Annotated in this window: 25 protein-coding genes; 11 read left to right on the top strand and 14 right to left on the bottom strand. The window is 68.9% G+C overall.

The window, feature by feature from the left end; all coding sequences use genetic code 11:
* Positions 1-20 precede the first annotated feature (20 nt).
* Both lpdA and ITJ61_RS11975 read right to left on the bottom strand, forming a co-directional pair.
* On the bottom strand, positions 21-1,421 hold the full coding sequence (gene lpdA, locus ITJ61_RS11980) for a dihydrolipoyl dehydrogenase (protein ID WP_194686297.1): 1,401 nt from the start codon (positions 1,419-1,421) through the stop codon (positions 21-23).
* Entirely contained in the window at positions 1,418-2,089 is a 672-nt protein-coding gene (locus ITJ61_RS11975) for a TetR/AcrR family transcriptional regulator (protein ID WP_194686296.1), read from the bottom strand. The genes lpdA and ITJ61_RS11975 overlap by 4 nt, the downstream gene beginning before the upstream one ends.
* A gap of 83 nt (positions 2,090-2,172) precedes the next feature.
* Between ITJ61_RS11975 and ITJ61_RS11970 the strand changes: the two genes are divergently transcribed.
* From ITJ61_RS11970 to ITJ61_RS11960, 3 genes are read left to right on the top strand one after another with little or no spacing between them, the layout of a single operon-like run.
* Entirely contained in the window at positions 2,173-3,024 is an 852-nt protein-coding gene (locus tag ITJ61_RS11970) for an alpha/beta fold hydrolase (RefSeq protein WP_194686295.1), read from the top strand.
* Positions 3,025-3,077: 53 nt separating this feature from the next.
* Complete coding sequence (locus ITJ61_RS11965) at positions 3,078-4,073, top strand: NADP-dependent oxidoreductase (RefSeq protein ID WP_194686294.1); 996 nt, start codon at positions 3,078-3,080, stop codon at positions 4,071-4,073.
* Between the two features lie 52 nt (positions 4,074-4,125).
* Positions 4,126-4,986: an alpha/beta fold hydrolase gene (locus ITJ61_RS11960; RefSeq protein WP_104307459.1), complete on the top strand. Its 861-nt coding sequence runs from the start codon at positions 4,126-4,128 to the stop codon at positions 4,984-4,986.
* 417 nt (positions 4,987-5,403) lie between these two features.
* Here ITJ61_RS11960 and ITJ61_RS11955 read toward each other — a convergent pair whose 3' ends face one another.
* Positions 5,404-6,117, bottom strand: coding sequence for an SDR family oxidoreductase (locus tag ITJ61_RS11955; RefSeq protein ID WP_194686293.1), 714 nt, complete (start codon positions 6,115-6,117; stop codon positions 5,404-5,406).
* 156 nt (positions 6,118-6,273) lie between these two features.
* Here ITJ61_RS11955 and ITJ61_RS11950 point away from each other — a divergent pair, with 156 nt between their 5' ends.
* Entirely contained in the window at positions 6,274-6,876 is a 603-nt protein-coding gene (locus tag ITJ61_RS11950) for a TetR/AcrR family transcriptional regulator (protein ID WP_194686292.1), read from the top strand.
* Positions 6,877-6,946: 70 nt separating this feature from the next.
* Here ITJ61_RS11950 and ITJ61_RS11945 read toward each other — a convergent pair whose 3' ends face one another.
* Entirely contained in the window at positions 6,947-9,184 is a 2,238-nt protein-coding gene (locus ITJ61_RS11945) for a beta-glucosidase family protein (RefSeq protein WP_194686291.1), read from the bottom strand.
* Between the two features lie 47 nt (positions 9,185-9,231).
* The gene (locus ITJ61_RS11940) at positions 9,232-10,671 is read right to left on the bottom strand and encodes a helix-turn-helix domain-containing protein (RefSeq protein WP_194686290.1); all 1,440 of its coding nucleotides are present in this window, start codon (positions 10,669-10,671) and stop codon (positions 9,232-9,234) included.
* A 124-nt stretch (positions 10,672-10,795) separates the two neighbouring features.
* Between ITJ61_RS11940 and ppsA the strand changes: the two genes are divergently transcribed.
* Both ppsA and ITJ61_RS11930 read left to right on the top strand, forming a co-directional pair.
* Positions 10,796-13,213, top strand: a complete 2,418-nt coding sequence (ppsA, locus tag ITJ61_RS11935) for a phosphoenolpyruvate synthase (protein WP_194686289.1) — start codon at positions 10,796-10,798, stop codon at positions 13,211-13,213.
* A gap of 86 nt (positions 13,214-13,299) precedes the next feature.
* Positions 13,300-14,163 (top strand): alpha/beta fold hydrolase, encoded by an 864-nt coding sequence (locus ITJ61_RS11930; protein WP_228496659.1) that lies wholly within the window; start codon positions 13,300-13,302, stop codon positions 14,161-14,163.
* A gap of 15 nt (positions 14,164-14,178) precedes the next feature.
* Here ITJ61_RS11930 and ITJ61_RS11925 read toward each other — a convergent pair whose 3' ends face one another.
* Complete coding sequence (locus ITJ61_RS11925) at positions 14,179-14,886, bottom strand: NADPH-dependent F420 reductase (protein WP_104243630.1); 708 nt, start codon at positions 14,884-14,886, stop codon at positions 14,179-14,181.
* Positions 14,883-15,497 (bottom strand): TetR/AcrR family transcriptional regulator, encoded by a 615-nt coding sequence (locus ITJ61_RS19870; protein WP_104342045.1) that lies wholly within the window; start codon positions 15,495-15,497, stop codon positions 14,883-14,885. The genes ITJ61_RS11925 and ITJ61_RS19870 overlap by 4 nt, the downstream gene beginning before the upstream one ends.
* 155 nt (positions 15,498-15,652) lie before the next feature.
* Between ITJ61_RS19870 and ITJ61_RS11920 the strand changes: the two genes are divergently transcribed.
* The gene (locus ITJ61_RS11920; protein ID WP_194686288.1) at positions 15,653-16,984 is read left to right on the top strand and encodes an NtaA/DmoA family FMN-dependent monooxygenase; all 1,332 of its coding nucleotides are present in this window, start codon (positions 15,653-15,655) and stop codon (positions 16,982-16,984) included.
* 114 nt (positions 16,985-17,098) lie between these two features.
* Here the strand turns inward: ITJ61_RS11920 and ITJ61_RS11915 are convergent, their stop codons facing one another.
* The 6 genes from ITJ61_RS11915 to ITJ61_RS11890 form a co-directional block, all read right to left on the bottom strand.
* Positions 17,099-17,272 carry a CsbD family protein gene (locus ITJ61_RS11915; protein WP_160073784.1) on the bottom strand — a complete coding sequence of 58 codons (174 nt, stop codon included), beginning with the start codon at positions 17,270-17,272 and terminating at the stop codon, positions 17,099-17,101.
* A gap of 64 nt (positions 17,273-17,336) precedes the next feature.
* Positions 17,337-17,942: a hypothetical protein gene (locus ITJ61_RS11910; RefSeq protein WP_194686287.1), complete on the bottom strand. Its 606-nt coding sequence runs from the start codon at positions 17,940-17,942 to the stop codon at positions 17,337-17,339.
* Positions 17,939-18,520 carry a DUF6286 domain-containing protein gene (locus tag ITJ61_RS11905; protein ID WP_194686286.1) on the bottom strand — a complete coding sequence of 194 codons (582 nt, stop codon included), beginning with the start codon at positions 18,518-18,520 and terminating at the stop codon, positions 17,939-17,941. The genes ITJ61_RS11910 and ITJ61_RS11905 overlap by 4 nt, the downstream gene beginning before the upstream one ends.
* Positions 18,517-18,897 carry a hypothetical protein gene (locus tag ITJ61_RS11900; protein WP_194686285.1) on the bottom strand — a complete coding sequence of 127 codons (381 nt, stop codon included), beginning with the start codon at positions 18,895-18,897 and terminating at the stop codon, positions 18,517-18,519. Before ITJ61_RS11900 ends, ITJ61_RS11905 begins: the two co-directional genes overlap by 4 nt.
* Positions 18,894-19,094 (bottom strand): DUF2273 domain-containing protein, encoded by a 201-nt coding sequence (locus ITJ61_RS11895; RefSeq protein WP_104243617.1) that lies wholly within the window; start codon positions 19,092-19,094, stop codon positions 18,894-18,896. Before ITJ61_RS11895 ends, ITJ61_RS11900 begins: the two co-directional genes overlap by 4 nt.
* Positions 19,091-19,552: an Asp23/Gls24 family envelope stress response protein gene (locus ITJ61_RS11890; protein WP_194686284.1), complete on the bottom strand. Its 462-nt coding sequence runs from the start codon at positions 19,550-19,552 to the stop codon at positions 19,091-19,093. The genes ITJ61_RS11895 and ITJ61_RS11890 overlap by 4 nt, the downstream gene beginning before the upstream one ends.
* 350 nt (positions 19,553-19,902) lie before the next feature.
* Between ITJ61_RS11890 and ITJ61_RS11885 the strand changes: the two genes are divergently transcribed.
* Positions 19,903-20,595, top strand: a complete 693-nt coding sequence (locus ITJ61_RS11885; protein ID WP_194686283.1) for a hypothetical protein — start codon at positions 19,903-19,905, stop codon at positions 20,593-20,595.
* A gap of 179 nt (positions 20,596-20,774) precedes the next feature.
* A complete protein-coding gene (locus tag ITJ61_RS20315; RefSeq protein ID WP_194686282.1) occupies positions 20,775-23,375 on the top strand; it encodes a LuxR C-terminal-related transcriptional regulator in 2,601 nt (866 codons plus the stop codon).
* Here ITJ61_RS20315 and ITJ61_RS11875 read toward each other — a convergent pair.
* Entirely contained in the window at positions 23,346-23,930 is a 585-nt protein-coding gene (locus tag ITJ61_RS11875) for a hypothetical protein (RefSeq protein ID WP_194686281.1), read from the bottom strand. The two genes, ITJ61_RS20315 and ITJ61_RS11875, sit on opposite strands and share 30 nt — an antisense overlap.
* A gap of 180 nt (positions 23,931-24,110) precedes the next feature.
* Here ITJ61_RS11875 and ITJ61_RS11870 point away from each other — a divergent pair, with 180 nt between their 5' ends.
* On the top strand, positions 24,111-25,211 hold the full coding sequence (locus tag ITJ61_RS11870) for a DUF418 domain-containing protein (protein ID WP_194686280.1): 1,101 nt from the start codon (positions 24,111-24,113) through the stop codon (positions 25,209-25,211).
* 142 nt (positions 25,212-25,353) lie between these two features.
* Positions 25,354-25,653 (top strand): hypothetical protein, encoded by a 300-nt coding sequence (locus ITJ61_RS11865; protein ID WP_194686279.1) that lies wholly within the window; start codon positions 25,354-25,356, stop codon positions 25,651-25,653.
* The last annotated feature ends 19 nt before the right edge of the window (positions 25,654-25,672 follow it).

Below are 25,672 nucleotides of genomic sequence, written 5' to 3'. Positions count from 1 at the left end.
GGCCCATCAACTTGACCTCCCTACAGGTTGATCATGTGGCCGGTGAGTCCGTGGATCGCCTCATGGAGGGCCTCGCCGAGGGTTGGATGCGTGTGGACATTGCGTGCGAGCTCGGTCGCCGTGAGGTCCCACTTCTGCGCGAGGGTCAGCTCGGGGAGCAGCTCGGCGACGTCTGAGCCGATGAGGTGTCCGCCGAGGAGCTCGCCGTGCTCCGCGTCGGCGATCAGCTTGACGAAACCGCCGGGCTCTCCGAGTCCCTGAGCTTTGCCGTTCGCGGTGAAGGGGAACTTGGAGACCACGATCGTGTGCCCCTCGTCTCGCGCCTGCTGCTCGGTCAGACCGAAGGAGGCGACCTGCGGTTGGCTGAACGTCGCTCGCGGCATCATCCGGTAGTCCTCGATGGGCATCGTCTCCACGCCGGCGATCGTCTCGGCGGCGACCACCCCCTGGGCTTCCGCGACGTGCGCGAGCTGCAGCTTCGCCGTGACATCTCCGATCGCAAACACGTGCGGGACGGAGGTGCGCATGACGCTGTCGATCGCGATGGCTCCGCGTTCGGTGAGCTCGACTCCGGTGTGCTCGAGGCCGTAGCCGTGGATGCGTGGAGCGAACCCGACCGACATCAGGACCCGGTCGGAGTGCAGCGTCTTGGACTCGCCGGTTGCGGTCGTGTACGTGACCGCAACGCGGGTTCCTTCGTCCGTGATCGAGGCGACCTCGGCCCGGGTCACGAGGTCGATGCCGAGCTTGCGGTACTGCCGCGCGATCTCCTTCGACACCTCCTCGTCTTCGTTCGGCAGTGCTCGGTCGAGGTACTCGACGATCGTGACGCGGACGCCATAGTTCGCGAGGACGTAGGCGAATTCCATGCCGATCGCCCCCGCGCCGACGATCACGATCGACGCAGGCAGCTCGCGGGTGAGGATCTGGGTCTCGTAAGTGACGATCCGGGGGCTGAGCTCCACCCCGGGCAGCAGTCGAACGGTCGACCCGGTCGCGATGATGACGTCGTCGAACGTGACCGTCTCGACGCCACCTCCGCTCAGGTTCACGTCGATCGTGGAGGCGTCACGGAACGTTCCGCGCCCGTCGATCTCGGTGATGGCGTTCTTCTTCATCAGGAAGTGCACTCCCTTCACGCGACCGTCCGCCACGTGCCGACTCCGGTCGAATGCCGCGCCGTAGTCGAAGGTGGCGTCGCCGACGATGCCGAACTGCTCCGCCTTGTGCTGGAAGGTGTGCGCGAGCTCCGCATTGCGGAGTAGCGCCTTCGAGGGGATGCAGCCGACATTGAGGCACACCCCACCCCAGTACCGTTCTTCGATGACGGCGACCGTCTTGCCCAGCTGTGCGGCACGGATCGCGGCGACGTAGCCGCCAGGCCCAGCTCCGAGGATGACGAGGTCGTAGTGCGTGTTCATGGTTGTGGCCTTTCGATTGGGTGCTGCGGAGTGGATGGGGTCGTGCCGTCGACCGAGGCTCGGATCTGCCTTCGGATGTCGGCGAGGATGGTGTCGTCGTCGAGCTCAGAGAAGACCGAGGCTGTCGTGGTGATGTGCACGATGGCGGTGATGACTCGTGCGAGGAGCGCCGCCCGCTCTGGGGTGATGTCCGGCTCAGTGCGGTCGAGGATCGAGGCGATTCCAGTCTCCAGGCGGGCTGCGAGCGCGAGTCCCTCGGCGCGGTGCGCCTCGCCGGGATCACCGAAGACGAGTTCGTGCAGGTAGGTGCGCCCGTTGTCGGGATGCTCTCGAATGCAGACGACGACGGGGCGGAGCAGCGCCATGGCGGTGCTGACCGCATCGTGCCGCGCATCTGTTGACGGCGCGGCCGCTCGTGCGGCGGTGAGGCCGTCGTCGATGGCGGCGGCGAACTTCGTGTTCTGCACCATGATGAGCAGCTCCGCCTTCGTCGACGCGTAGAGGAAGAGCGTGCCGATGGCCACGTCCGCCTCGTCAGCGACCTGCTGTGTCGTCACGCCGTTGATGCCGTGGTGGGTGAAGAGCGCCTTCGCTGCACGCATGATGCGCTCGTGCTTGTCCTGCTTTGCGCGCCCCCTGCGTCCCGTCGGCCGATTCTGCGTGTTCACGGCGCCTCCTTGACAAAATAAGTGAGTGAACTCATGATTGAGCTTACTCGGCAAATACGGAAAAGCGACTGAAGGATACGAACATGGCAATCCCCGCAGGCAAGGGCCTCGCACAGGGGGCGAGCACCAGGACGGTCACGGTCGACGGGCACGGCATCGTGTACCGAGAGATCGGCCCGGCCCACGGGATGCCGATCGTGGCGCTGAACCACTTGGGTGCCAACCTCGATGACTGGGACCCACGCATCGTCGACGGTCTCGCCGAAGACCGCCGCGTCATCTTGCTCGGGTACCGAGGCGTCGGCCGATCTGAAGGTCGTGTGCGCGCTTCGATCGACGAGATGGCGCTCGATGCGATCGCGGCCATCCGGGCACTCGGACTCAACCGGGTGGACCTCTTCGGCCTCTCCATGGGCGGCATGGTCGCGCAGCGGCTCCTTGCCCTGGCGCCGGACCTCGTCGACCGCCTGATCCTCATCAGCACCGGCCCGGCAGGCGGTCCGGGACTCGTGGACATGACGCGCATCATGGTGGGCGGCTCGCTCCGCGCGGCCCTCGCCTTCCGAGACCCGAAATCCAGCCTCTTCTTCACCCGGAGCGCAGCTGGTCGCGCCGCAGCGCAGTCCTACTCCGCGCGACTCAAGGAGCGCACCAACGACCGGGACGGCAGCGTGACCCCGCGGGTGCTTCGCGCACAGCTCGCCGCGGTCCACACATTCGGGCAGCGTCCGCTGCCCGGAAGCTCAGCATTCCCCGGCCCGGTCCTGCTCCTGCACGGAGCCGACGACCTGCTGGTTCCGCACGCCAACGCGGCGGTGCTCACCGAGGTCTTCCCGAGCGCATCGCTCACCGTCTTCCCAGACGCCGGCCATGGGGTTGTCTTCCAGCACCATGACGAGGTCGTCGCCGCCGTACGCACGTTCCTGCAACGGTGACCCCACTCAACCAGCCGTTCTCGACCCCATCCAGACCACAAGGAGCATCAACCATGAAGGCATTCGTCTTCTCCAAGTACAAGGCCAACCTGCAGCTCGCCGATATCCCGGAGCCGATCATGGGAGAGCACGACGTGCTTGTCCAGGTGCAGGCCGCCGGGGTGAACCAGCTCGACGAGAAGATCCGCATCGGCGAGTTCAAGCAGATCCTGCCGTACAAGCTGCCGCTGACCCTCGGGCACGATGTCGCCGGTACGGTGCTTCGGGTCGGCGCCGCGGTTCGCGGGTTCCGTCCGGGAGACGAGGTCTACGCGAGGCCTCGCGACCACCGCATCGGCACGTTCGCCGAGCGCATCGCGATCGACGAAGCGGATGTGGCGCCCAAACCGTCCTCCATCTCCATGGAAGAGGCGGGCTCGCTCCCGCTCGTCGCCCTCACCGCCTGGCAGGCGCTCGTCGAGATCGGCAACGTGCAGCGTGGGCAGAAGGTCCTCATCCACGCCGGCTCGGGCGGAGTCGGATCCATCGCGATCCAGCTCGCGAAGCACCTCGGAGCAGAGGTCGCCACCACCGTCAGCGCATCCAACGCGGCGTTCGCTCGCGAGCTCGGCGCCGACCACACGATCGACTACCGCAACGAGGACTTCGAGCAGCTCCTCAGCGGCTACGACTTCGTGCTCGACAGCCTCGGCGGCGAGAACCTCGAGAAGTCGCTCCGCATCCTGGGGCCCGGCGGAATCGCCGTCGGCATCTCCGGTCCCCCCACCCCCGACTTCGCCCGGAGTGCCGGCCTGAACCCCGTGCTGCGCCTTGCGATCGCCGGGCTCAGCGGCAAGGTCCGCAAGCAGGCGAAACGCCTCGGCGTCGACTACCGCTTCCTCTTCATGCGCGCGAGCGGCGAGCAGCTGCGTGAGATCTCCGCGCTCGTCGAGCGTGGAGCGATCAAGCCCACAGTGGGACGAGTCTTCCCCTTCGACGAGACCGTGCACGCGCTCGAGTCGCTGAGGGGCGGCGGCATTCGCGGCAAGGCAGTCATCAGCAGCCGCTGACCATCGGCGGCCACACCCCACCAACCCCCTCAAAGTTCCAAGAGAGAACATCATGAGCACTGCATCCAATGAGCCCGTCGTCACCTCCTACACGCTCGCCCCGGCGAAGAGCATCACCGTGGGCGGCATCAGCTACGCCTACCGGGAGCTGGGCCCGAAGGAGGAAATCCCCGTCATCTTCTTCGTGCACCTCGCGGCCACGCTCGACAACTGGGACCCCCGCATCGTCGACCCCATCGCCGAGAAGCGCCACGTCATCACCTTCGACCAGCGCGGCGTCGGCGCCTCGACGGGCGTCGTCCCCGGCACCATCGAGGAAGCCGCCGACCACGCGTACGAGTTCATCACCGCGCTCGGCTACGACAAGGTCGACATCTTCTCGTTCTCCATGGGCGGGATGATCGCGCAGGACCTCGTCGTCAAGCACCCGGACCTCGTGCGCCGGCTCGTGCTCACGGGCACCGGTCCGCGCGGCGGCAAGGACATGGACAAGGTCGTCGGCGTCACCTACCTCGACCTCGTGCGCTCCATCCTCACCCGCTCCGACATCAAGGAGTTCCTCTTCTTCAATCGTGACGACCGTGGCAAGCGGGCCGCGAAGGCGTTCGTCGCCCGGTTGTCCGAGCGCACGGTCGACCGCGACAAGTCGATCAGCACGAAGGCGTTCCAGACGCAGCTGGGGGCCATCCAGCGCTACGGACGCTCCGCGCCCTCCGACCTCTCGACCCTCACGCAGCCGACCCTCATCGCCAACGGCGACAACGACCGCATGGTGCCGTCGGTGCTCTCCAACGACCTGCACAGGCGCATCGCCGGCTCCGAGCTCGTCATGTACTCCGACTCGGGCCACGGAGGCATCTTCCAGTACCACCACCAGTTCGCACCCGTCGCCGTCGAGTTCCTCACCCGCTGACGCGGCGCAAGACACGTGCTTCGCGTCGGAGCGAGACAGTGGTCAGCTCTCGGCGCTGCTCGTCCCGGTCGCATCCGCCGTGCGCGCCTATGACGTCACGGCAGCGCTGACCTTCGTGCGCGACGGAGAGATCCTCGCCGAGCCGGAAGCGTAGCGCTCGGCAAGCGGCCAAAAGAGTGGCGTGGCTCCCGACTGTCCGGGAGCCACGCCACCTTCGTGTTGAGGCGCGCGTCGCGCGTGGCCGATGGTTGTCGGTCTCGGCGACGTTGATGGGTTTCGGCGATGCACGTGATGGGTTTCGGCGACCGGTGATGGGAAAAAACCCATCAGGGTCAGCGAAAGCCATCACGGTTCCGGCCGAAGGAGGGGTGCCGCTTGGTGGCGGCGCCCCTCCCAGGTCGTGCGTGCTGCGAGCCGCTAGCTGGTCGCGCGGCTGAGCTGCGGATAGACCGCTTCGAGCGGGGCGCTGAGGCCTGCCCTCAGTTGCACCGACGTCTCGTCGGCGAGCACCTCGTACTCGCCTGCCTCGGTCGCGTCGAAGACCTTCGAGACGAGCACGGCCGGGTCGGTCTTCGGGTCATCGGTGTGCGCGGCCATGGCCGTGTCGACCCAGCCGACGTGGACGCCCACGACGTGCACGCCTGCCGGCTGGAGTTCGAGGCGCAGCGAGTTCGTCGCCGACCAGAGTGCGGCCTTCGTGGCGCTGTAGATGCCGTTGACCGCGTACCAGCTGAGTGCCGAGTGCACGTCGATGATGGCTGCGCCCTCACGGTTCGAGAGGAGCGGCGCGTAGGCGCGCGCGAGGAAGACGGGGCCGAGGAAGTTGGTCGCGACGTTCGCCCGGATCTCCTCGTCGCTGTGCGACAGGATGCCCGGGGACGAGACCGAGGCCCCGGCGTTGTTGATGAGCACGGTCACGTCGGGTGCCGCCTCGACGACGGCGGCGATGGATGCCGAGTCGGTGACGTCGAGGGCGAGGGGCACGACCCGCTCGTCGTCCCAGGTTCGTGGCGTGCGGGCCGTGGCGTAGACCTTGGCGGCGCCGCGGGCGAGGGCCTCGCGGACGAAGTTCGTGCCGATGCCCCCGTTCGCGCCGGTGACGAGGACAACTGCTCCGTTGCATGAAGGCATGTGGGGCTCTTTCTAGTCGGTGGATTGTTGCGGACCTCCGGGCAGCGGATGGGCGCTGCGGCGGCGTGGAAGAATCGGCACGGGTACCGAACCCACACCTTAGCGACTAAACTCATAACTGAGCATGCTCACGAATTATTCCCGGAGGAGATCTGGATGACCACCGACGTCCGTCCGATGGGTCGCCGCGAGCGAAACAAGCTCGACAAGCTCGAGCGCATCACGGCGGCTGCTGGCGAGCTCTTCGCCAAGCGCGGGGTCGATGACGTCACCACGCAGGAGATCGCGGACCGCGCCGACATCGGCACCGGAACGCTGTTCCTCTACGCCAAGACCAAGGGCGAGCTGCTGCTGCTCGTGCAGAACTCCATGTACGAGGCTGCGCTCGAGGAGGGTCGGGCGGCTGTGGCCGAGACGACCGGCGCGCTCGACGGCGTGCTTGCCGTGCTTCGCCCCGTCGTCGCGTGCAACCGCAAGCAGATCGAGAACGGGCGAACCTACCTGCGGGAGATGGTCTTCGGCGACCCGGAAGAGCCTCGGCATGCAGAGGCGCTGGCACTGACGAGCCAGACCCAGGACCTGGTCGCCGACGTCATCGAGCGGGAGACCGCCGCCACGAACGACACCGCGCGCACGCTTGCGCAGGTCGTCTCCGCCATCATGTTCACGACCATGGCCGCGTCGATCAACGCCTCGTTGTCCGACGACGACCTCGTCGAGCAGGTGCGCGCGCAGGTTCGGGCGGTGCTGCCCGCCTGAATCGATGTGCCGGTCCGGGATCCCCGAACCGGCACGTCGCCGGCGCTCCGCTCGCCCTTTGCGCTCTCTGTTACCCCTTCGCGTTCTGCACGAGCCCGCCGAGCGCCGCCTCATCGAGTGGGCTGCCGGGGAACGCAGCTACTCGCCCGAGCGGCATGGAGCCGAGCATCTTGAGCATCTCCGGGTCGGCCAGCATTCCGGCCAGGCCGCTGTCGCCCTCGAGCAGTGCGGTGCGCAGCAGTGGGCCACCCCGCTCGTCGTCGAGCCACTCGGCGATCGTCGAGGTCTCGTCGAGGGTGAGCGCGAGCTCGTCACCCGCGACCACTACCTGCGTCGAGGCGCGGAGGTCGCGGCTCGAGGCACCAACCTCGACGAGGTACTCGCCGCCCTCGACCGTCCACTGCCCGGCGATCGGGTGGAAGTAGGCGAGCTCGGAGCGGGGCACCTCGATGGTGACGGGGACCGTCGAGCCGGCAGCCACCTCGACGACAGCGAACGCAGCGAGCGAGCGCGTCGCGCGGGGTACGGCGGAGCCGGGGAGGCCCGTGTAGACCTGCACGACCTCGCGGCCGTCCCTGCTCCCCGTGTTGGTGAGATCCACCTGGATGCGCAGACCGCTGTCGTCGACCTCGACGGCGAGGTTCTCGTAGGCGAAGCTCGTGTACGACAGGCCGTGGCCGAACGGGAACGAGACCTCGCTTGCACGCGCGTCGTAGCCGCGGTAGCCGACGAAGATGTCCTCGCCGTAGCGCACGTGGCCGAACGCGCCGGGGAACCCGACGTGCGCCGGGGAATCCTCGAGGCGCACGGGAACCGTCTCGGCGAGGCGCCCGGACGGGTTGACGAGGCCGAAGAGCACGTCGGCGATCGCCCCGCCGCCGGCCTGCCCGAGGAGCCAGCCCTCGACGATCGACGGGGCGAGGTCCTGCCACGTCGAGGTGCGGACGACACCGCCGTTGGAGAGCACGACGATGACGTGCTCGTTCGCCGCGTGCACGGCCTCGAGCAGCTCGAGCTGGTCGGCGGGGAGGTCGATGTGCGCGCGGTCGAAGCCCTCGGACTCCTCGTGCGCTGGCAGGCCGAGGAAGAGGACGGCGACGGATGCGCTCGCGGCGGCCTCGACCGCATCCGCTCGCAGCGCGTCGGCGTCGCCGGAGTCGTCGAGCGTGAAGCCGGGCGCGAATCGGACCCGGTCGCCGGCAACCCGGCTCAGCTCCGTGAGGGCGTCGTCGAGCCGGGTCGGGTTGATGAGCGAGCTGCCGGCGCCCTGGTAGCGGGGAGTGCGCGCGAACTCGCCGATCACCGCGATGCTCTCGCTCGAGGCGGGGGCGAGCGGGAGAAGCTCGCCCTCGTTCTTCAGCAGCACGATGCTGCGCCCGGCGGCCTCGCGGGCAAGCGCGTGGTGTGCCTCCGCGTCGTAGCTTGCGGATGCGTCTGCGCCCGCGACGATCTTGTCGACGAGCTCCAGCGAGCGGCGGGCGGCGGTGGTCACGTGCTGCTCGTCGAGGTCGCCGGAGCGCACCGCATCCACGAGCTGAGCATCGGTGCGCCCACCGCTGGCCGGCATCTCGAGGTCGAGCCCGGCCGCGATGCCGGTGACGCGGTCGTCGACGGCGCCCCAGTCGGAGACGACGAGGCCCTCGTAGCCCCACTCCTCGCGGAGGACGGTGGTGAGCAGCCAGTGGTTCTCGGACGCGTAGACGCCGTTGATCCTGTTGTACGAGCACATGACGGTCCACGGCTGCTGCTCGGTGACGACGCGCTGGAAGGCGCGCAGGTAGATCTCGCGGAGGGGGCGCTCGTCGACGTCGGCGCTGATCCGCAGCCGGTCGGTCTCCTGGTTGTTCGCGGCGAAGTGCTTGAGCGACGACCCGACGCCCTGGCTCTGCAGGCCGCCGACGAGGGCAGAGCCCATGACGCCGCTCACGAGCGGGTCCTCGGAGAAGTACTCGAAGTTGCGCCCGCACAGCGGGGACCGCTTGATGTTGATGCCGGGGCCGAGCAGCACGCCGACACCCTCCGCCTTGGCCTCCTCGCCGAGCGCGACACCCACGCGGCGGACGAGGTCCGCGTCCCAGCTCGAGCCGAGCGCGACGGCGGGCGGGAAGCACGTGGCCGGGACGCTGTCGGCGAGGCCGAGGTGGTCGCCGCCCTCCCGCTGCAGGCGCACCCCGTGCGGCCCATCCGTCAGCGTCACGGCCGGGATGCCGACCCGCTCGACCGCCTTCGTCGACCAGAAGCTCCCGCCGCTCGTCAGGGACGCCTTCTCTTCGAGGGTGAGGTCGTCGAGGTGCTCAGCGTGGGTCATCGTCGTGCTCCGATCTGTCGTGCGGGGGAGTGCTCGCGGCCCGGAGATCAGGGCGCGTGGCGTTCCAGATAAGCGTAGATCTCGCTGTCGTCGACGCCTGGGAACCGGCCAGCGGGGAGGGATGCGAGGATCTGCGCGTGCAGGCGGGCGCTCGGCCAGGCGCGCCCGGACCAGCGTGCCGCGAGGGTCGGGTCGGGCCGCCGGCAGCAGGTCTCGTCGGGGCAGCGCGACACCTGGCGGTTCTCGGTGTCGCGGCCGCGGAAGTACTTCGCGTCGTCGAAGGGCACCCCGAAGGTGATCGAGAAGGCGCCCTCGGCGGACCTGCCCGTCTGGATGGTGCTCCAGAACGTGCCGGCGGGCGTGTCCGTGTACTGCCAGAACTCGGTCGTGCGGTGCTCGATCTCCGTCGCACGCCTCGCCCCCCAGCGGCGGCAGACGATCTGCCCCTCGACGGCGCCGGTCACGTCGAGCGGCAGGGGGAGATCGTCGTTCTCGTAGGCCTTGTAGACCTCCCCGTCGGCGCCGACGCGCAGGAAGTGCACGCGCATCCCGAGGTGCTCGGTCATGAGGTTCGTCATGCGCAGGGCGGCCGCCTCGTGGGTGACGCCGAAGGCATCGCGGAAGTCCTCCACGGCGAGGTCGCGGTCCTTCTTGCGGGCGCTCAGGAAGTCGACGGCCTGCGTGCGCGGGATGAGGCAGGCGGCCGCGAAGTAGTTGATCTCGAGCCGCTGGCGCAGGAAGTCGGCGTACGAATCGGGAGGCGTATGGCCAAGGATGCGGTGGGCGACGGCCTGGAGAGCGATGGATCGCAGCCCGTGGCCGCCCGGGATCGACTCCGGCGGCAGGTAGATGCGCCCGTTCTCGAGGTCGGTGATGCTGCGCGTGGAACGGGGGAGGTCGTCGGCGTAGACGATCTCGAGGCCGAGCTGCTCGACCATGAGGTGCACCTCGCGGTGCGTGAGCGCCCCCGCGACGTGCCCGACCTGGCGGAGGCGCTCCTCGGCGACCGCCTCGATCTCCGGCAGGTAGTTGTTGCGCTCCCGCATCCACGCCCGCTGCTGTGTGTTGCGGATGCGCGCCTCCTCGGGCGTCGCAGAGGCGGCCTGCGCGCGTCGCTCGAGTTCCCGGTGCAGGCCCACGAGTGTCTCGAGGGTGTCGTCTGGCATGCCCTTGCCCCCGCGCAGCTTGGGGAGCCCGAGCCCCGCGAACAGCGGGGACGACTGGGCGCGCTTCAGCTCGAGCTCGAGCGCGGCGCGGCTGTTCGGCGCCTCGGCGCGCACGAGGTCCTCGACCGTCACCCCGAGGGCCCTCGCGAAGGAGGGGAGCTCCGAGGGCTTCGGCTCGCGGCGTCCGTTCTCGATGAGCGAGATGCGGCTGGGGCTCGTCTCGAGCTGTGCCGCGAGGTCGTCGAGAGTGAGCTTCGCGAGCGAACGGTAGTGGCGGATGCGGGCTCCGAGCACGGAAGCGGTGTACACGTCGGCGGGCATGGCATGACGTTAGCGCAAGAACAGTACTTCTTTACACGTATTTCCACGAAAGAGTGCCCAATTCGCGACGAATACTGAGTTCATCCCGTCAACAACCGTCAACGACGACACCCAAGGACTCACCATGACGCTGCTCCACGAACCCCCGACCTCCGCAGACGCATCCGCGAGCAACGAGGCGTACGTCCTCCCCTTCAGCGCGGTGCGCCTCTCGGACATCCCCGAGGTCGGCGGCAAGAACGCCTCGCTCGGCGAGCTCATCGCGAACCTCACGGACGCCGGAGTGCGTGTGCCGGACGGCTTCGCCACGACGGCGAGCGCCTTCAACCGGCACCTGCGTGAGACGGGCATCGACGCGTGGATCCGCGGTGAGATCGTGGGCCTCGACGTCGACGACGTGGCGCGCCTCGCGATCGTCGGCGCCCGCATCCGTGCCCGCATCGAGGCCGCCCCGCTCGCCGCGGAGCTCGAAGCAGCCATCCGGGAGGCCTTCTCCCGTCTCGAATCGGAGACCGACGGCCAGCTGCTCGTCGCGGTGCGCTCGAGCGCCACGGCCGAGGATCTGCCGGACGCGTCGTTCGCGGGGCAGCAGGAGACGTTCCTCAACATCGCCGGCATCGAGAACGTGCTCGCCGCCACCCGCAAGGTCTTCGCATCGCTCTTCACCGACCGCGCCATCGCCTACCGCGTGCACCAGGGCTACGCGCACACGGGCATCGCGATCTCCGTCGGCGTGCAGCGCATGGTGCGCTCCGACGAGGGCGCAGCCGGGGTCATGTTCAGCGTCGACACCGAGTCGGGCTACGACGGCGCCGTGTTCGTGACGAGCGCCTACGGGCTCGGCGAGGGGGTCGTGCAGGGCGCGGTCAACCCCGACGAGTTCACGGTGCACAAGCGCACCCTCCGCGAGGGGCGGCCCGCCGTGCTGTCGCGCCGAGTCGGCAGCAAGGCGACCCGCATGGTCTTCACGGACGACACCCGCGTCGGGCGCACCACCGAGTTCGTCGAGACGGCACCGGATGCGCAGCGCCAGTTCTCCGTCACCGACGCCGAGGTCACCGAGCTGGCGGAGGCGGCGCTCGCGATCGAGGAGCACTACGGGCGGCCCATGGACATCGAGTGGGGCAAGGACGGCATCGACGGACGCATCTACATTCTGCAGGCCCGCCCGGAGACCGTCGTCTCGCGGCGATCAGCCGGCACGCTCGAGCGGCACAGCCTGCTGCAGCGCAGCGCGACGCTCGTCGAAGGCCGGGCGATCGGGCAGCGCATCGGCGCTGGCATCGTGCGCCTGCTCACCTCCCCCTCGCAGATGAGCGAGTTCCGCCAGGGTGACGTGCTGGTCGCCGACATGACCGACCCCGACTGGGAGCCGATCATGAAGCGCGCCTCCGCGATCGTCACGAACCGCGGCGGCCGCACCTGTCACGCCGCGATCATCGCCCGCGAGCTCGGCGTCCCCGCCGTGGTCGGGGCCGGCGACGCGACCGAGCGCCTCGCGGACGGCGACGAGGTCACCGTGACCTGCGCCGAAGGCGAGACTGGGGTCGTGCTCGCCGGCATCCTCCCCATCGAGGTCGAGCGCATCGAACTCGACTCCTTCCCGGAGCTGCCGGGCAAGATCATGCTCAACGTCGGCAACCCGGACGCCGCGTTCACGCTCGCCGCCCTGCCGAACGACGGCGTGGGGCTCGCGCGCATGGAGTTCGTCATCTCGCGCCAGATCGGCGTGCACCCCCGTGCGCTGCTCGAGCTCGACGACCAGGAGGCGAGCATCCGCGCCGCCATCGACGAGCGCATCGCCGCCTACGACTCTCCCGCGGACTTCTTCGTGCGCCGCCTCGCCGAGGGCGTCGCGACGCTCGCCGCCGCGTTCGACGGGAAGCCCGTCATCGTGCGGCTCTCCGACTTCAAGTCGAACGAGTACGCGGGGCTGCTCGGGGGTGCCCGCTACGAGCCCGTCGAGGAGAACCCGATGCTCGGCTTCCGCGGTGCCGCGAGGTACATCTCCGACGACTTCGCCGAGGCGTTCGCGCTCGAGTGCGAGGCGATCAGGGTCGTCCGGGACGACATGGGGCTCACGAACGTGAAGGTCATGATCCCATTCGTGCGCACGGTCGAGGAGGCCCGCGCGGTTGTCGAGCGCCTCGCGGAGAACGGGCTGCGCCGCGGCCGGAACGGCCTCGAGGTGATCATGATGTGCGAGGTGCCCTCCAACGCGCTCCTCGCGGAGCAGTTCCTGGAGCTCGTCGACGGCTTCTCCATCGGCTCGAACGACCTCACGCAGCTGACGCTCGGCATCGACCGCGACTCCGGCCTCATCTCGGACAGCTTCGACGAGCGCAACCCCGCGGTGCTTCGCCTCATCGACCTCGCGATCGACGCCTGCACGAAGCACGGACGCTACGTCGGCATCTGCGGGCAGGCGCCGAGCGACCATCCCGAACTCGCCCAGTACCTGTTCGACCGTGGCATCTCCTCGCTGTCGCTCAACCCGGACAGCGTCGTGGAGACGTGGACGAGGCTCGCCGCGAACCTCTGAGGCGGAGGGCTGGCGTGCCGCCTTCGAGCGGGACGCCAGCTCGCCGTCACAAGCGGTGCCGCTCGCGCGGCTGACACAATCGGTGGATGATGAGCGACGAGAGCCTGCCCAACGTGTTCTCCTGGCGCGGGAGGACCGTGCGCTGGGACAGCTTCGGGGAAGGGCCAGCCCTCGTCTTCCTGCACGGCACCCCGTGGTCGTCGGCGCTGTGGCGGCCGATCGCGGAGGCCCTCTCCGCGCAGTTCACCGTCTACCTGTGGAACATGCCCGGCTACGGCTCCTCGTCGAAGGACCCGTCGCATGCCGTCGACCTCGGCGTGCAGGGCGAGCTGTTCGCCGAGCTGCTCGAATCCTGGGGCCTCGACCGGCCGCACGTCGTCGCCCACGACTTCGGCGGCGCGGTGGCACTGCGTGCTCGACTGCTCCACGGGGCCGCGTACGCGTCGCTGGCACTCGTCGACGTCGTCGCCCTCTCGCCGTGGGGTTCGCCGTTCTTCAACCTCGTGAAAGAGCACGCGCCGGTGTTCGAGCAGCTGCCGGCCGCGGTGCATCGCGGCGCCGTGGAGGCGTACATCCGCGGAGCCAGCCACAAGGGCCTGAGCGCGGATGACCTCGCCATGCTCGTGGATCCGTGGGCGGATGCGGAGGGGCAGGCGGCGTTCTACCGGCAGATCGCGCAGGCCGACGAGCGCTTCACGGCGGAGGTCGAACCGCGCTACGGCACCCTCACGGAACCCGTGCACATCGTGTGGGGGCGCGAGGACACCTGGATCCCGAGCGACCGAGCACAGCGGCTCGGCGCGCTCATCCCGAACGCCTCGGTCACCCTCATCGACGGCGCAGGCCACCTGATCCAGCTGGACGCTCCCGCAGCGCTCGCGGCTGAGCTCACGCGGTGGACAAGTGGCGTCCGAGATCCGGCGGGCAGGCGGGGTAGGCAGCAGGGCTGAGGTGGCGCGCCCTGCTCAGAACTCCCGCGCGGCCACATCCGCTCGAGTCGACTTCTCCAGGAGTGTCTGGAGCCGGTTGGCAGGCAGTGGCGCGCCTGGGTCGCTGAGGTAGTCAGCGTGGAACGCGTCAAGATCCGCCACGTAGACCTGCGTGTAGGCACCGGACTCCGGTTCGAAGCGCCACGACTCGGCAAGCGTGCCGGCATCGACGGTGTCGAAGCCGAGAGCGTTCACGAGTTCGGAGACTCCCGCCTTGGCGGCGTCGTCATCGCCGGCGATCGGCAGCGCGGTGCGTGGCGTCGAGTTGGCGAGATTCGGGATGTGGGTGAAGAGGATGCTGTTGAACGCCTTGACGATGCGTGCATCCGGAAGCAGAGACTGCTCGTATTCGGCGGTTGTGGTTGCGAGGGTATCGAGCTGCTCGATGCGGCCGTCGCGGTGGGGGTAGTAGTTCCCTGTTGACAGGACCGTCTTCCCCGCGAAGGTGGCCTGGGGGAGCTTGGGGTAGGCCGCCAGCGGCACGGCCAGCACAGGGATGTCACCAAACTGCACGGCCTCGTTCACAGTGCCAGCCCGCGCTCGTGGGCCGAGCTCCCTGATCAGCTCGGCGAGCGATGCGGGCCCGCGCGAGTTCGCGATCAGCACCTCCCAATCCGCGGCGACCGCCAGGCGGGCGACCGCTGCTCCGATGGATCCGCTGCCGATGATTCCGATGCGCTTCATGCTGCTCTCCTCGGGGTTGAATGATCGGCTCGCAGTTCCCAGCCGCTCCTCGTGAGCGCCGCCAGCGCAGCGCCAGATGCCTCGTCTGCCATCGCGGCGCCTCGCACCCAGCTGGCTGCGAGCGCCGCGAGGAAGAGGTCGAGCGCGCGGATGTCGGTGCGCGCGCTTCCCTCGCGCTGCGCGGCGAGGAGGAATTCCTCGGTCGTCGTGATGAAGCCCTGGCAGGTCAGCGCTAGGGGGGACAGCTCGGTGGTCGTCGCGACGCGCAGCGGTTCGGGGAGCCCATCGAAGGCGCACGCCCATTCGGTGACCGCGTTCAGCCAGCCGTCCAGGGCCTCGGCTGCGTTCTCGGCGGAAGCGCCGAGCTCGTCGCGGCGGGCCACAAGCGTTTCGTCGCGTGCGGTGAGCAAGGCGGCGAGCAGGGCCTCGCGGTTTGGGAAGTGGCGGTAGAGAGTGCCGGCGCCGATGCCAGCGCGCTTCGCGATCGCGTCGAGCGAGCCAGTGACCCCGTGCTCTGAGAAGTACTGCTCTGCGGTGTCGAGGATGTGGTCGCGGTTGCGACGAGCGTCGGCTCGTGGGGCGCGGGGTCTTCCCGCCGTTGCTTCAGTCATATGGCACCTCGGTTGACAAAGAGGAGAGCTTCTCCGTATCGTCCTTCTGAAGTGGAGAGTATCTCCTTTTCGCTGTGGGTGCCAGGCCTCGCACCAGCACGAAAGGCGCGCAGACGTCCTCGCACGCACACGGATATCGACAGGAAGCGAAGCGAATGACGGCCAAGAGCCAGATGATCCTCGGGCTGCACATCGGCAGCGGATACGGCTCGCAGAGCTCAGCATGGCGTGCTCCCGGCGTGGACCCGGCCAACTACACGAGCTTCGACGCGCAGGTCCGGTATGCCCAGGCCGCGGAGCGCGGCAAGTTCGCGTTCCTGTTCTTCCCCGACTTCCCGGGCGAGCAGGTCGACCTGTCCCGTGAATCCTTCATGATCTCCATCGATCCGCTCATGACGCTCGCCGCGATCGCCCGCGAGACCAACCGGATCGGCCTGGTCGCCACCGCATCCACGACCTTCAACGAGCCGTTCACCATCGCGCGCCAGTTCAAGGCACTCGACATCATGAGCCACGGTCGCGCGGGGTGGAACGCGGTCACGACGAGCGACCCAGGGGCGGCCGCCAACTTCGGGCAGCTCGTCGCACCGAGGCTCGAGCGGTATCAGCGAGCCCACGAGACGATCCAGATCGTCGAGGCGCTCTGGGGCAGCTGGCAGCAGGACGCCTGGGTCAAGGACACGGCGACGGGGCAGTTCGCCGACCGCGACAAGATTCGGCCGATCAACCTGCAGGGCCAGTACGTCGCGTCCCGGGGGCCGCTCAACATCCCACCCTCGGAGCAGGGGCAGCCCGTCATCTTCTCAGCCGGCGGTGGAGCCAACGGGGCAGAGATCGCCGGTCGTCACGCCAGCGGTGTCATCGGGGCCGTGTTCACGATCGATGATGCGCGGGAACAGCGAAACGCCCTCCGGGAAGTCGCTCAAGCAGCCGGTCGCGACCCCGACGACGTGAAGTTCTTCGCCGGGGTGATGCCAGCACTCGGCAAGACCAAGCGTGAGGCGCTCGATCGCCGCGTTGCCCTTGGTGAGCTTTCCGCACCTGCGCGCGTCGGCTACCTGGGCCAGATGCTGAACCTGCCATCGGCCCTGGATCCGGCACAGATCGACAAGCCGCTGACCGCGGGCCAGCTGGCCGCCGCGAGTCCGAACCCGTACGACCCGCGCTCGGCGAGGGCTCTCGAGATCGCTCGGGAGGGCTGGACGATCCGCGACATCCTGGCGCACGGCGTCATCGACTATCACCCGACGCCCGTCGGCCCAGCGAGCGTGGTGGCCGACCACATGCAGGAGTGGTTCGAGGCTGGCGCCTGCGACGGCTTCTGGGTGTCGGTCGACGTCAATGAGGACGGCATCGATGCGTTCGTCGACGAGGTGGTCCCGCTTCTGCAGGAGCGAGGCATCTACCCCGACGACTACGCGGGCGCCACGCTCCGAGAGCACCTTGGGGCCCCTGCGCAGTACGGTCAGGACCCGCGGGTCGCCTAGGCAAGTGTCGCTCGAGCCGCCTGACGACGCGGAGCTTGCAGCTCGGCGAGTCGCCGGGGCACGCAGAAGCGGCAGCCGACCGAGTCGGCTGCCGCTTTGGCGTGATGATGTGAGCTACTTCTTGAAGGCGTCCTTGACGTCTTCGCCCGCCTGCTTCACGTTGGCCTTGGCCTGGTCGGCCTTGCCTTCTGCGACGAGCTTGTCGTTGTCGGTGGCCTTGCCGAGGGCTTCCTTGGCCTTGCCGCCGAACTCTTCTGCTGCGTTCTTGATCTTGTCTCCTGCGCTCATGGCAGTTCCTTCCTGTTGGGGATGCGGTTCCTCGGAATCGGGGTGCCGCGGTGGGGAGTCGTGGTTACTGGAGGCGTGTCGATTGCTGCACCTTGGCGCGGAATCCGCCGCTGAGCTGCAGCAGGACCGGCACCTGCTGGCCGAGGAGCGCGTCGAGCGCGTCGAGGTTGTGCTCGACGATCGCGGTCGCGTCCCTGGGCGAGACACCACGTCGGCAGGTCGCCGAGACCTTGAGCATGGGGGCCCGCTTCACCGAGTACGCCGAGACGCTGGTCGAGAGGAACTCATCACGTTCGCCGAGTGCGTCAGCGAGGGCGTCGCGTGCGACGGACACGTCGACGACGGTGCGTCCCGTGTCCGAGCTGCGGTCGTGGATGAGGGTTCCCGTCCGCCCCTGCCCCTGTCGGAGGCTGAAGGCGAGGAGCAGGATGATGCCGATCAGCAGGACGGCGACGACGGCGATCATCAGCCAGCTGAAGTCGGTGCCGGGGAAGGGCGTCTGCTGGAGCCAGCTGCCGACCTGCGTGGTGACCGTTTCAGAGATCGGGGTCCAGGTGTCCTTCGCCCCGGGCAGCCAGGCGCCGAGTGCCGCAGCTGCGCCCACGATGAGCAGAAGGAGCCCCGTGACAACGATGAGGAGGCGGTTCAGGCCTCGGTTCGTGCTGTTCATGCGCCGACCTTCCCGTTCTCTGCGACGCGCACCTTGGCGGTGACGCGCGGGCTGAGTTCGTACTGCTCGAGCTGCTGTGTGACGGCCGCTTCGATGGAGGCGGCGTCGACGGGCATCCCGGATGCGGGGGTGAGGCGTACGTCGGCGCGGCGGTGGGAGACCGAGACGGTGACGTTGTCCGGGCTGACGTGGCCGGCGAGGGCCGCGTGCCGGGCGAGCGCGGACGCGATGACCGCGTTGTCCGCGACGGTTGCGGTCCGCGACGAGCGCAGGACGTGGCGGGAACGGCGACCGGGGGCGAGGCCTGCGATGAGCAGGATCAGCCCGATGATGGCCACGATGACGCCGGCTGGGCCGACGTACTGGGCGGGCTGCTCGAGCACCCCGAGCGTGGAGGTGAACATGTCAGCCGGTGCCACGAGGAGCGCCGGGAGGGCGAGGAGCGCGAGCACCACCTCGGTGCCGACCCAGGCCGCGACGACGATGAGCAGCACGGCCAGGACGATCGCGAGCGCCGACCGAGGCGAATGCGTCTCGCGTCGGGAGACGCGGGAGTAGAGCGACGTGTGGCTGCTCATCTGACTCGCTCCTCTGGTTTGATGTCGAGCCCGGTCACCCGCACAGTGACCTGGTCCACGTGGGAGCCGGTGAGGCTCTGCACGCGGTCTCGGATGGTTGTCTTGGCGTTCTCGACTCGCTCCAGAAGTGGACCGCCGCTGCGCGCGAGCGCATTCGGCTGCTCACGGATTCGGGCGAGCGACGGAACCCGGATGGGGGTCCGCACACGGAGCGCGAGTTTGCCGTTGTGATCGTCGAGGTCGACGTTGACGTTGCCTGCGTCGACCCCGAGGGCGTCACCGGCGACAGCTGACGCGACACGAGTCAGGGCCTTCGCGGTGAGTCGTGTTGTGCCTCGCTGCGCCGCGCCGTGGTGTGTCGTCGCGGCTGTGCTCATGAGGAGGTGTTCCGTCCTCGGATGACGTCGACGAGGGCGCTGGCGTCGAGCTTTCCTTCGAGGATGCGTCCGATGACGCCGCCGATGATCATCGCGATCGCGACGAAGAAGAACGCCCAGAAGCCGAGGATGATCCAGGTGAGCGCGAGGACGGCGCCGATGAGGATGCCGGTTCGGGTGAGGGATGCGGTGTTCACTGGACTCGCGCTTCTTCCGTCTTGTCGTTGGTGTCGTCGGTGGGGAGGTGGACGTCGTTGACGGTGACGTTGACTTCGGTGACCTCGAGGCCGACGATCGTCTCGACGGCGCGGATCACGTCGGCGCGGACGCCGTCCGCGACGTCCTGGAGGGAGACGGGGTACTCGGCGACGATGGTCACGTCGACGGCGACCTGCTTCTCGCCGACCTCGACGCTGATGCCCTGGCTCTGGTCGGTGGCGTTGATGGCGTTGCGGATGGCACCGATCGCGCGGGCCGCGCCGCCACCGAGGTCGTAGACACCACGGGCGTCGCGAGCCGCGATGCCGGCGACACGAGCGACGACGCTGTCGACGATCGTCGTCGTGCCGCGTCCGTTCGAAGTCGTCGGGACGACGCTGCTGGACGTCTGAGCCGTGCCGTGGGCGGAAGTCGTGTTGGGTGTGGTGTTCGCCATGATGCTCTTCCTTCTGTCTTTCTGGTCTCTGCCCCCGGTGCAGATGCACCGTGTGGGCTTGTACAGGTGAGACGCAGACGACCCCTGATGTGTCACAAACTCGTTTTCGGCTCTCAGCTTGCGTACAGGTTCGGCGCACGAGGTCGCGTTTTACCCACGTTTTTCCCCGGGGATCGGGGAGATCTCGCGGATGCGAAGGCCGATGTTAAGGGCATCCGGACAGGGCTTCGTCCGTACCTACAGTGAGGTCTCACCGAGTTCAGCGGCATCGCGACTCGTGTGGCACCGCAGCCCCCGCCCGGTGCTCTTCTCGAATTTTCCGAGGCCCCCGCCTCGACAAGGAGTCCCCTATGAGCGCGCTCGAAACCGAAGCCAAGTCCGGCTTGACTCGTCGTTCGCTGGTCACCGGCGCAGTGTGGTCCGTGCCGATCATCGCGGCCGCCACGGCCACCCCCCTCGCCTCCGCATCGCAGTGCACGGCCGGAACCCTCGACTGGGCAGCACTCGCGGCTGGCGCGAACGTCACGACGGTGACCGTTCCCGGCACCGCCCCCAGCACCACCGCGACCTTCTCGATCACGTACTCGTCTGGGTCCACTCCGTCGGCGGCCAGCGGTCGGGTTGCGGCGGGCCCCCAGGGCGGCGTCACCGGCAACTACTACCGCATCGAGTTCTCGAACCCGATCCCGAACAACTCGGCGACGGTCCGCATCGCCTTCAACCGCCCGGTGACCGGCCTCAGCTTCTCCCTCCTCGACATCGACGCCACGACAAACGGCTACCGCGACAACGTCGAGGTCCTGACGACAGGGTTCACCGCCGCGCGCCAGGCGCGCGTCGTCGGCGCCGGCACGGCGGGGGATCCCTTCCGGATGGATACGCCGTACGGCAACATCGCACCGACGTCCAACCAGGGCAACGTGCAGCTCACCTGGGCAGCGCCCGTCTCGGCCGTCGAGTTCCGCTACTTCCAGCCAGGCGACTCGACCAACTCGCAGAACATGGTCATCGGACTCGGCAACCTCGCCGTGAACCCCTGCTAGCGCTCGGCGGGGACTAGGCCCTCCGAGGGCGCCTCGAGAGCGGCGGCTTCGCCGTCGCGCGCGATCAGTGTGCTCCACAGCTGTGCGATCATGCTCACGCAGCACTCGCGCTCGCTGCCCCCAGCACCGGCGCGACCCCAGCCGACACGAGCGTCCATCCCCGGAAGCGTCCGAACACCGTGAACCCGTCCCCCCAGCAGGAACCGCGCAGTGACCGACTCCGAGCACTGCTCGGTTCCGCCAGCACGTCGCGGGCTGTCGTGATCCGCGCCCCATGGGGCTTCGGGAAGTCGAGGGTGCTCGACGGGTGGGATGAGGGCGACGGTCGCCGCGTCGTCCGCGTCGTCATCGATCCAGGGGGCGCGACCCGCGAGAGCTTCTGGCATGACGTCGCAGCGGCCCTCCCAGGTCACGGGTCCGAGCGTTCCTCGCTTGGCGACGCCCGTCCGGCCGAGGCGCTTGTCGAGGACGTCCTCGTGGCGCACCCCCTGACGCTGGTCGTCAACGGGTTCGAGTATCTCGACGAGCAGCCGAGCGTGGAGACGGATCTCATCTCGCTGCTGACGCGCGCGCCCGGTGTCCGGGTCGTGATCGCCAGTCGACGGGAGACGAGCTTCGAGGACGCGCGCACGCGCATGTCGTTGGATGTGCAGGTCATCGCGGCCGAGGAGCTGCTGTTCACGACCGAGGAGATCGAAGCCGAGCTGCGAAGCGCCGGAATGGGCGCCCCAGCTCTGACCGCCGTCGTCGAACGCGCTTCGGGGCGCGTGCCAGCGCTCGTGAAGCTCAGCCTGCTCGAGCTCTCCGGAGGGGGCCACCCGAAAACGGTCGACGTGCTCGAGCGATGGCTGACCCAGCGGCTCGGCGACTACGTCGCTGCGACGATCCTCCGCGGTGACGACGACCTCGCCGCGCTCGCCATCGGCGCGGACCTCCTCGATGAGACCCTGGCGGGTCAGCTCACCGCTCGCCCCGGAGCCCAGGTGCTGGACGAGTTCGAGCGCCGGGGGCTCGGCGCGCGAGAGCGACTCGTGCTGGAGGACGGCCAGAGCCAGGCGGTGTTCCGATTCACGCCGACCACCGCGCGGGCAGGTCGTGCCTGGTTGCGGGCCAAGGACGCGAAAGCCCTCTTCGGCCAGCGCCGATCCTTCGCCGCCTGGGCCAAGGATCGAGGCCAACCGCACGCGGCGCTGACCGCCGCGGTCGATGGATCCGACTACGCGCTTGCCTCGAGCATCGTCATGGACCACTGGTTCGAGCTGGGTGACGACCGTCCCCAGGTTGTCGCAGCGCTCGAACGGCTTCCGCGCGTGACGATCGCGCGATGGCCGCTCCTCGGAGTGGAACTCGCCCTCTGCTACCTCGCGATGAAGGACCACCAGTGGCGAGCCGCGGAGGTCTTCGCGCTCAGCCTGACCGGGATCGGGCTTCGACGGGGAACCGCATCTGCCACCGAGCAGCTCATGTACGTGCTCCTCGAGATGGTCGCCGCCAGAACCGTGTTCGGGTCGTACAAGCAAGCCAGGCACCACGCGGATCGCCTCTCGAGGATGCTCTCCGAGTTCCCCGCAGCCGAGTACGAGCACGCCCACCGCGTCATCCCGCACGCGATCTCCCAGCTCGCCGCCACGCAGCTCTTCACCGGGGCGACCCAGGACGCGCTCCAGACGCTCATCTCCGGCACGGCGACCGCGCGCCGCCTGCGCGCACCGCTCCGCGCCCAGTACTTCCCGCTCTCCCTGCGCGCGGGCGCCCACGCGATCGCGGGGGAGCTCGCCGAAGCGCAGCTGGCGATCGTGGAATCGGACAGCGTCCCCGGCCAGGAGCATCGGCACGATGACTACAGCGGCTCGCCCGCTCGCCTCGCTGAGGCCTACCTGCACCTGGAGGCGGGCCGCTACGAAGCAGCCCTGGAGGTGCTCGCGCGGCTCCACCCCCACTACGGCACCATCGAGAACATCCACCTCCTCCTCGAAGCCGAGACCTGGGCGCACATCGGACTGGACCCCGCCCAAGGGCTCGACCGCATCCTGGAGATCAGGAAGCTCGCGGAGCGCCAGCGCCGACTCCCGAGCTACGTGACCGCGCACCTCGACCGTTCGACGGCGCACGTCGCGCTCGCCACCCATCGCGTCGCCCTCGCCGCGCAGTACTCTCGCGGCGTCGACGTGCTCGGGCGTGTGCCGGCAGCCACCCTTCGCGCGAAGGTCGACCTCGCTCGCCAGTCGGACACCGACGCCCTCGGCGTGCTGCTGCGCTATCCGCCCGTGCGCGACACGACCCTGCGCGACCGCATCGACCACGAGCTCACCCTCGCAACTGCCCACCATCGGACCGGACACCGCGACTCCGCGGTCACCCTGCTCCGGAGCGCCGCGGCGAGCCTCACGAACGCCGGGCTGACGCTCCCGCTCCTCGGCCATCGCTCCATCGGACACGCCGAGCTCACGTCGCTCGCGATGGAGACCGGCATCCTCCTCCCGAGCCTGCCAGACAGCCTCAACGCGCCGGAAGAGTCCCAGCACGCCGCGCCGCCGAAGCTCACGCCGAGGGAGATCGCCGTGCTGCGAGAGCTGATGGACAACGCCAGCTACGCAGAAGTCAGCGCGCGCCTCGACGTCAGCATCAACACAGTGCGCACCCAGGTGCGTTCGCTGTACAGCAAGCTCGGGGTGCGTTCACGCGAAGAGGCGATCAACGCCGCGCTCACCATCCATCTGCTCGACGACCAGCGGCGCCCCGGAGGGCGATCAGACCAGGCCGGCCGAACGCAGCTGTGAGCGCAGGCGTCGCATCAGCGCGCCGAGAGTCGTGTACGTGAGCACGCGGATGCAGCAGAGCAGCGCCACGAGCCCGGGCGTCGCTGCGCCAGGGGCGAGGACCAGGAGCGACATCGCGGCGATCGCGGTCCCGCCGGCAGCGCACGCGAGCAGCCACGTCGTCCACGGCACGTCGGTCGTCGTCGCCTCGGCACCTGGGCGGGACCTCCGAAGGACGAGGCGTCCGAGGAGCAGGACGAGCTCCATCACCAGCGCGGGCAGGGAGAGGGCGACGATGGCGATGGCCCCGAGCGGGGTGATCATGAGGAAGATGCCGGTACAGAACGCGACGATGATCGCGCTCCCGAAACGGGGCACGAGCAGCGCTGCGAGCATCGGCAGCATCATCGTCATCGACGCGACGACCGCGTAGGCGGGCGGGTTCACCGTGGCCAACACCGTCGTCACGGGTGCCAGGGCCAGAGCGACCACCGCATTCAGGGCAGCGAGGGCGCCGAGGCGAAGCAGCGCAGAGCTCGCCCAGCGAGTCGGTGCACGTGATGTCCGCGAGTTCATGCAGGTCGTCCTGTCCGTAGCCGAGTGTCTGCTGCCATTCTCCAACCCGGCGGGCCGTCCAGGTCACCCCAGAGGCTGACGCGGGTCCATCCGGCGGCGGACGCGAGCCGTCACGCCCCCGCCAGATGATGGGTCGTCGCGTCATTCCCGAGATCCGGGCCGCGCCGCGAAAGGCATGTCTTGACTTCCCCCTCTTCCCCAGAACGCGCACCCGCTGCACCTGCATCTGCATCCGCACCTGCATCCGCCCGTGGCCGAATCGCCGCCCTCGACGTCATCCGTGGTGCCGCACTCTGCGGCATCCTCTTCGTCAACATCGCCCCGCTCGTGCACTTCGGCTCCGACACCGGCGTGCTCCAGCCCGCCGATCTCGGCGACCCGAGCGGCTGGCTGCAGCTGTTCGTGCAGCAGCGCTTCTTCCCGATCTTCTCGCTGCTCTTCGGAATCGGCTTCGCGCTCTTCTTCGATTCCGCCGCGCGACGCTCGCGCCGACCGAGGCTCGTGCTGCTCAGGCGCCTCCTGATCCTCCTCGCCATCGGCATCCCCTTCGAGTTCCTGCAGAGCGGCTCCGCGCTCTGGCCGTACGCCATCGCCGGCCTGCTCGTGCTGCTCCCGAGCACCTGGCTGCCGCGCTGGGCCGTCGCCGTCGGCGCCGCCGTGCTCATCGTCGCGAGTCTCGCGCTGACGGGTGGCGGCATCACCCTCATCCCGGGCGTCTTTCTCCTCGGCGCCGCCCTCACTCGGTACGGCATCGTGCAGTCGATCGGCCGCTCGCGTGGCGGCTCCGTCGTCGCGCTCCTCGCCTTCACCGCGGCCTCGATCCCGCTCGCGATCTGGCAGGCGGGGGACATCCGGATGTCCGGCTTCGACCTCGCCTCCGGGCTCGCCGGCTTCGCGATGGCCGGCGCATACATCGCGCTGCTCTCACTGCTCATGACGACCCGCGCCGCCCGCGGCCTGCAGACCGTCTTCACGCCGCTCGGCAAGATGGCGCTCACGAACTACGTCGCGGCAGCCCCGCTGATGCTCGCCGCAGGTGCGCTCTTTGACCTGCCCAACAGCACCTCGTGGACGCTGCTGCTCAGCATCGTCATCGGCATCCTCGTGCTGCAGTGGATCGCGAGCACGCTCTGGCTCCGTGCCTTCACGCAGGGGCCGCTCGAATGGCTCTGGCGTTGGGGCACGTGGGGCACGCGTGGGCCCCTCCGGCGAGACTCGGCCCCGAGCAGCCATGTGCGCGACACCGAGCTCAGCGCCGGACGGACCAACGCAGCAGCGTGAACTGGTCCTCCTCGACGGTGTGCGGGGTCGCCGGGTCATCGGGTCGCTGACGTGCTGCTCGTCGTCGCTTGCTGGACCGCCGTCGATCTCGCCGGGCCGTTCGCGGAGAAGGGGCTCAGGGAGGCCTCGTAGTGTGCACGCCATGGACGTGATGCACCTCGATGGCTCGTCGGATCCCGCCCGAGTCGAGGACCTGCTTGCGCTGCTGGCCGAGCTCGACGATGCGAGTGATGAGGAGCCGGACGTCGGCGCCGGCGACCCGTACGGCTGGTTCGTCACCGCCTTCGCATCCGGAACCGTGGTGCTGTCGCATGCGGCACGACCGCACGAACCGGAACTCGTGCTCTCCGGTGTACCCAGGGATGAGGCCCTCGTCATCTTCACCGAGGTCGTCCGTGGAGAGATGGACGCCGTCCTCGCGCGCCCCTGGGTCGAAGACTGAGCACTCGGCGCTCCCCGGT

This window comes from Pseudoclavibacter sp. VKM Ac-2888 (assembly GCF_015351285.1).
GTDB lineage: Bacteria > Actinomycetota > Actinomycetes > Actinomycetales > Microbacteriaceae > Pseudoclavibacter.
Note: the sequence above shows the minus strand (reverse complement) of the source record. Positions and strands in the feature narration are given on the sequence as shown.

Excerpts from the sequence above, each read along its gene's own strand:
- ITJ61_RS11910 (WP_194686287.1), bottom strand. The coding sequence starts at position 17,942 with ATGAACAGCACGAACCGAGGCCTGAACCGCCTCCTCATCGTTGTCACG.
- ITJ61_RS11940 (WP_194686290.1), bottom strand. The coding sequence starts at position 10,671 with ATGCCCGCCGACGTGTACACCGCTTCCGTGCTCGGAGCCCGCATCCGC.
- ITJ61_RS11930 (WP_228496659.1), top strand. The coding sequence starts at position 13,300 with ATGATGAGCGACGAGAGCCTGCCCAACGTGTTCTCCTGGCGCGGGAGG.
- ITJ61_RS11960 (WP_104307459.1), top strand. The coding sequence starts at position 4,126 with ATGAGCACTGCATCCAATGAGCCCGTCGTCACCTCCTACACGCTCGCC.
- ITJ61_RS11920 (WP_194686288.1), top strand. The coding sequence starts at position 15,653 with ATGACGGCCAAGAGCCAGATGATCCTCGGGCTGCACATCGGCAGCGGA.
- ITJ61_RS11875 (WP_194686281.1), bottom strand. The coding sequence starts at position 23,930 with ATGAACTCGCGGACATCACGTGCACCGACTCGCTGGGCGAGCTCTGCG.
- ITJ61_RS11970 (WP_194686295.1), top strand. The coding sequence starts at position 2,173 with ATGGCAATCCCCGCAGGCAAGGGCCTCGCACAGGGGGCGAGCACCAGG.
- ITJ61_RS11915 (WP_160073784.1), bottom strand. The coding sequence starts at position 17,272 with ATGAGCGCAGGAGACAAGATCAAGAACGCAGCAGAAGAGTTCGGCGGC.
- ITJ61_RS11885 (WP_194686283.1), top strand. The coding sequence starts at position 19,903 with ATGAGCGCGCTCGAAACCGAAGCCAAGTCCGGCTTGACTCGTCGTTCG.
- ITJ61_RS11945 (WP_194686291.1), bottom strand. The coding sequence starts at position 9,184 with ATGACCCACGCTGAGCACCTCGACGACCTCACCCTCGAAGAGAAGGCG.
- ITJ61_RS11890 (WP_194686284.1), bottom strand. The coding sequence starts at position 19,552 with ATGGCGAACACCACACCCAACACGACTTCCGCCCACGGCACGGCTCAG.
- ITJ61_RS11900 (WP_194686285.1), bottom strand. The coding sequence starts at position 18,897 with ATGAGCACAGCCGCGACGACACACCACGGCGCGGCGCAGCGAGGCACA.
- ITJ61_RS11905 (WP_194686286.1), bottom strand. The coding sequence starts at position 18,520 with ATGAGCAGCCACACGTCGCTCTACTCCCGCGTCTCCCGACGCGAGACG.
- ITJ61_RS11865 (WP_194686279.1), top strand. The coding sequence starts at position 25,354 with ATGGACGTGATGCACCTCGATGGCTCGTCGGATCCCGCCCGAGTCGAG.
- ppsA (WP_194686289.1), top strand. The coding sequence starts at position 10,796 with ATGACGCTGCTCCACGAACCCCCGACCTCCGCAGACGCATCCGCGAGC.
- ITJ61_RS11925 (WP_104243630.1), bottom strand. The coding sequence starts at position 14,886 with ATGAAGCGCATCGGAATCATCGGCAGCGGATCCATCGGAGCAGCGGTC.
- ITJ61_RS11955 (WP_194686293.1), bottom strand. The coding sequence starts at position 6,117 with ATGCCTTCATGCAACGGAGCAGTTGTCCTCGTCACCGGCGCGAACGGG.
- ITJ61_RS11965 (WP_194686294.1), top strand. The coding sequence starts at position 3,078 with ATGAAGGCATTCGTCTTCTCCAAGTACAAGGCCAACCTGCAGCTCGCC.
- ITJ61_RS19870 (WP_104342045.1), bottom strand. The coding sequence starts at position 15,497 with ATGACTGAAGCAACGGCGGGAAGACCCCGCGCCCCACGAGCCGACGCT.
- ITJ61_RS11950 (WP_194686292.1), top strand. The coding sequence starts at position 6,274 with ATGACCACCGACGTCCGTCCGATGGGTCGCCGCGAGCGAAACAAGCTC.
- lpdA (WP_194686297.1), bottom strand. The coding sequence starts at position 1,421 with ATGAACACGCACTACGACCTCGTCATCCTCGGAGCTGGGCCTGGCGGC.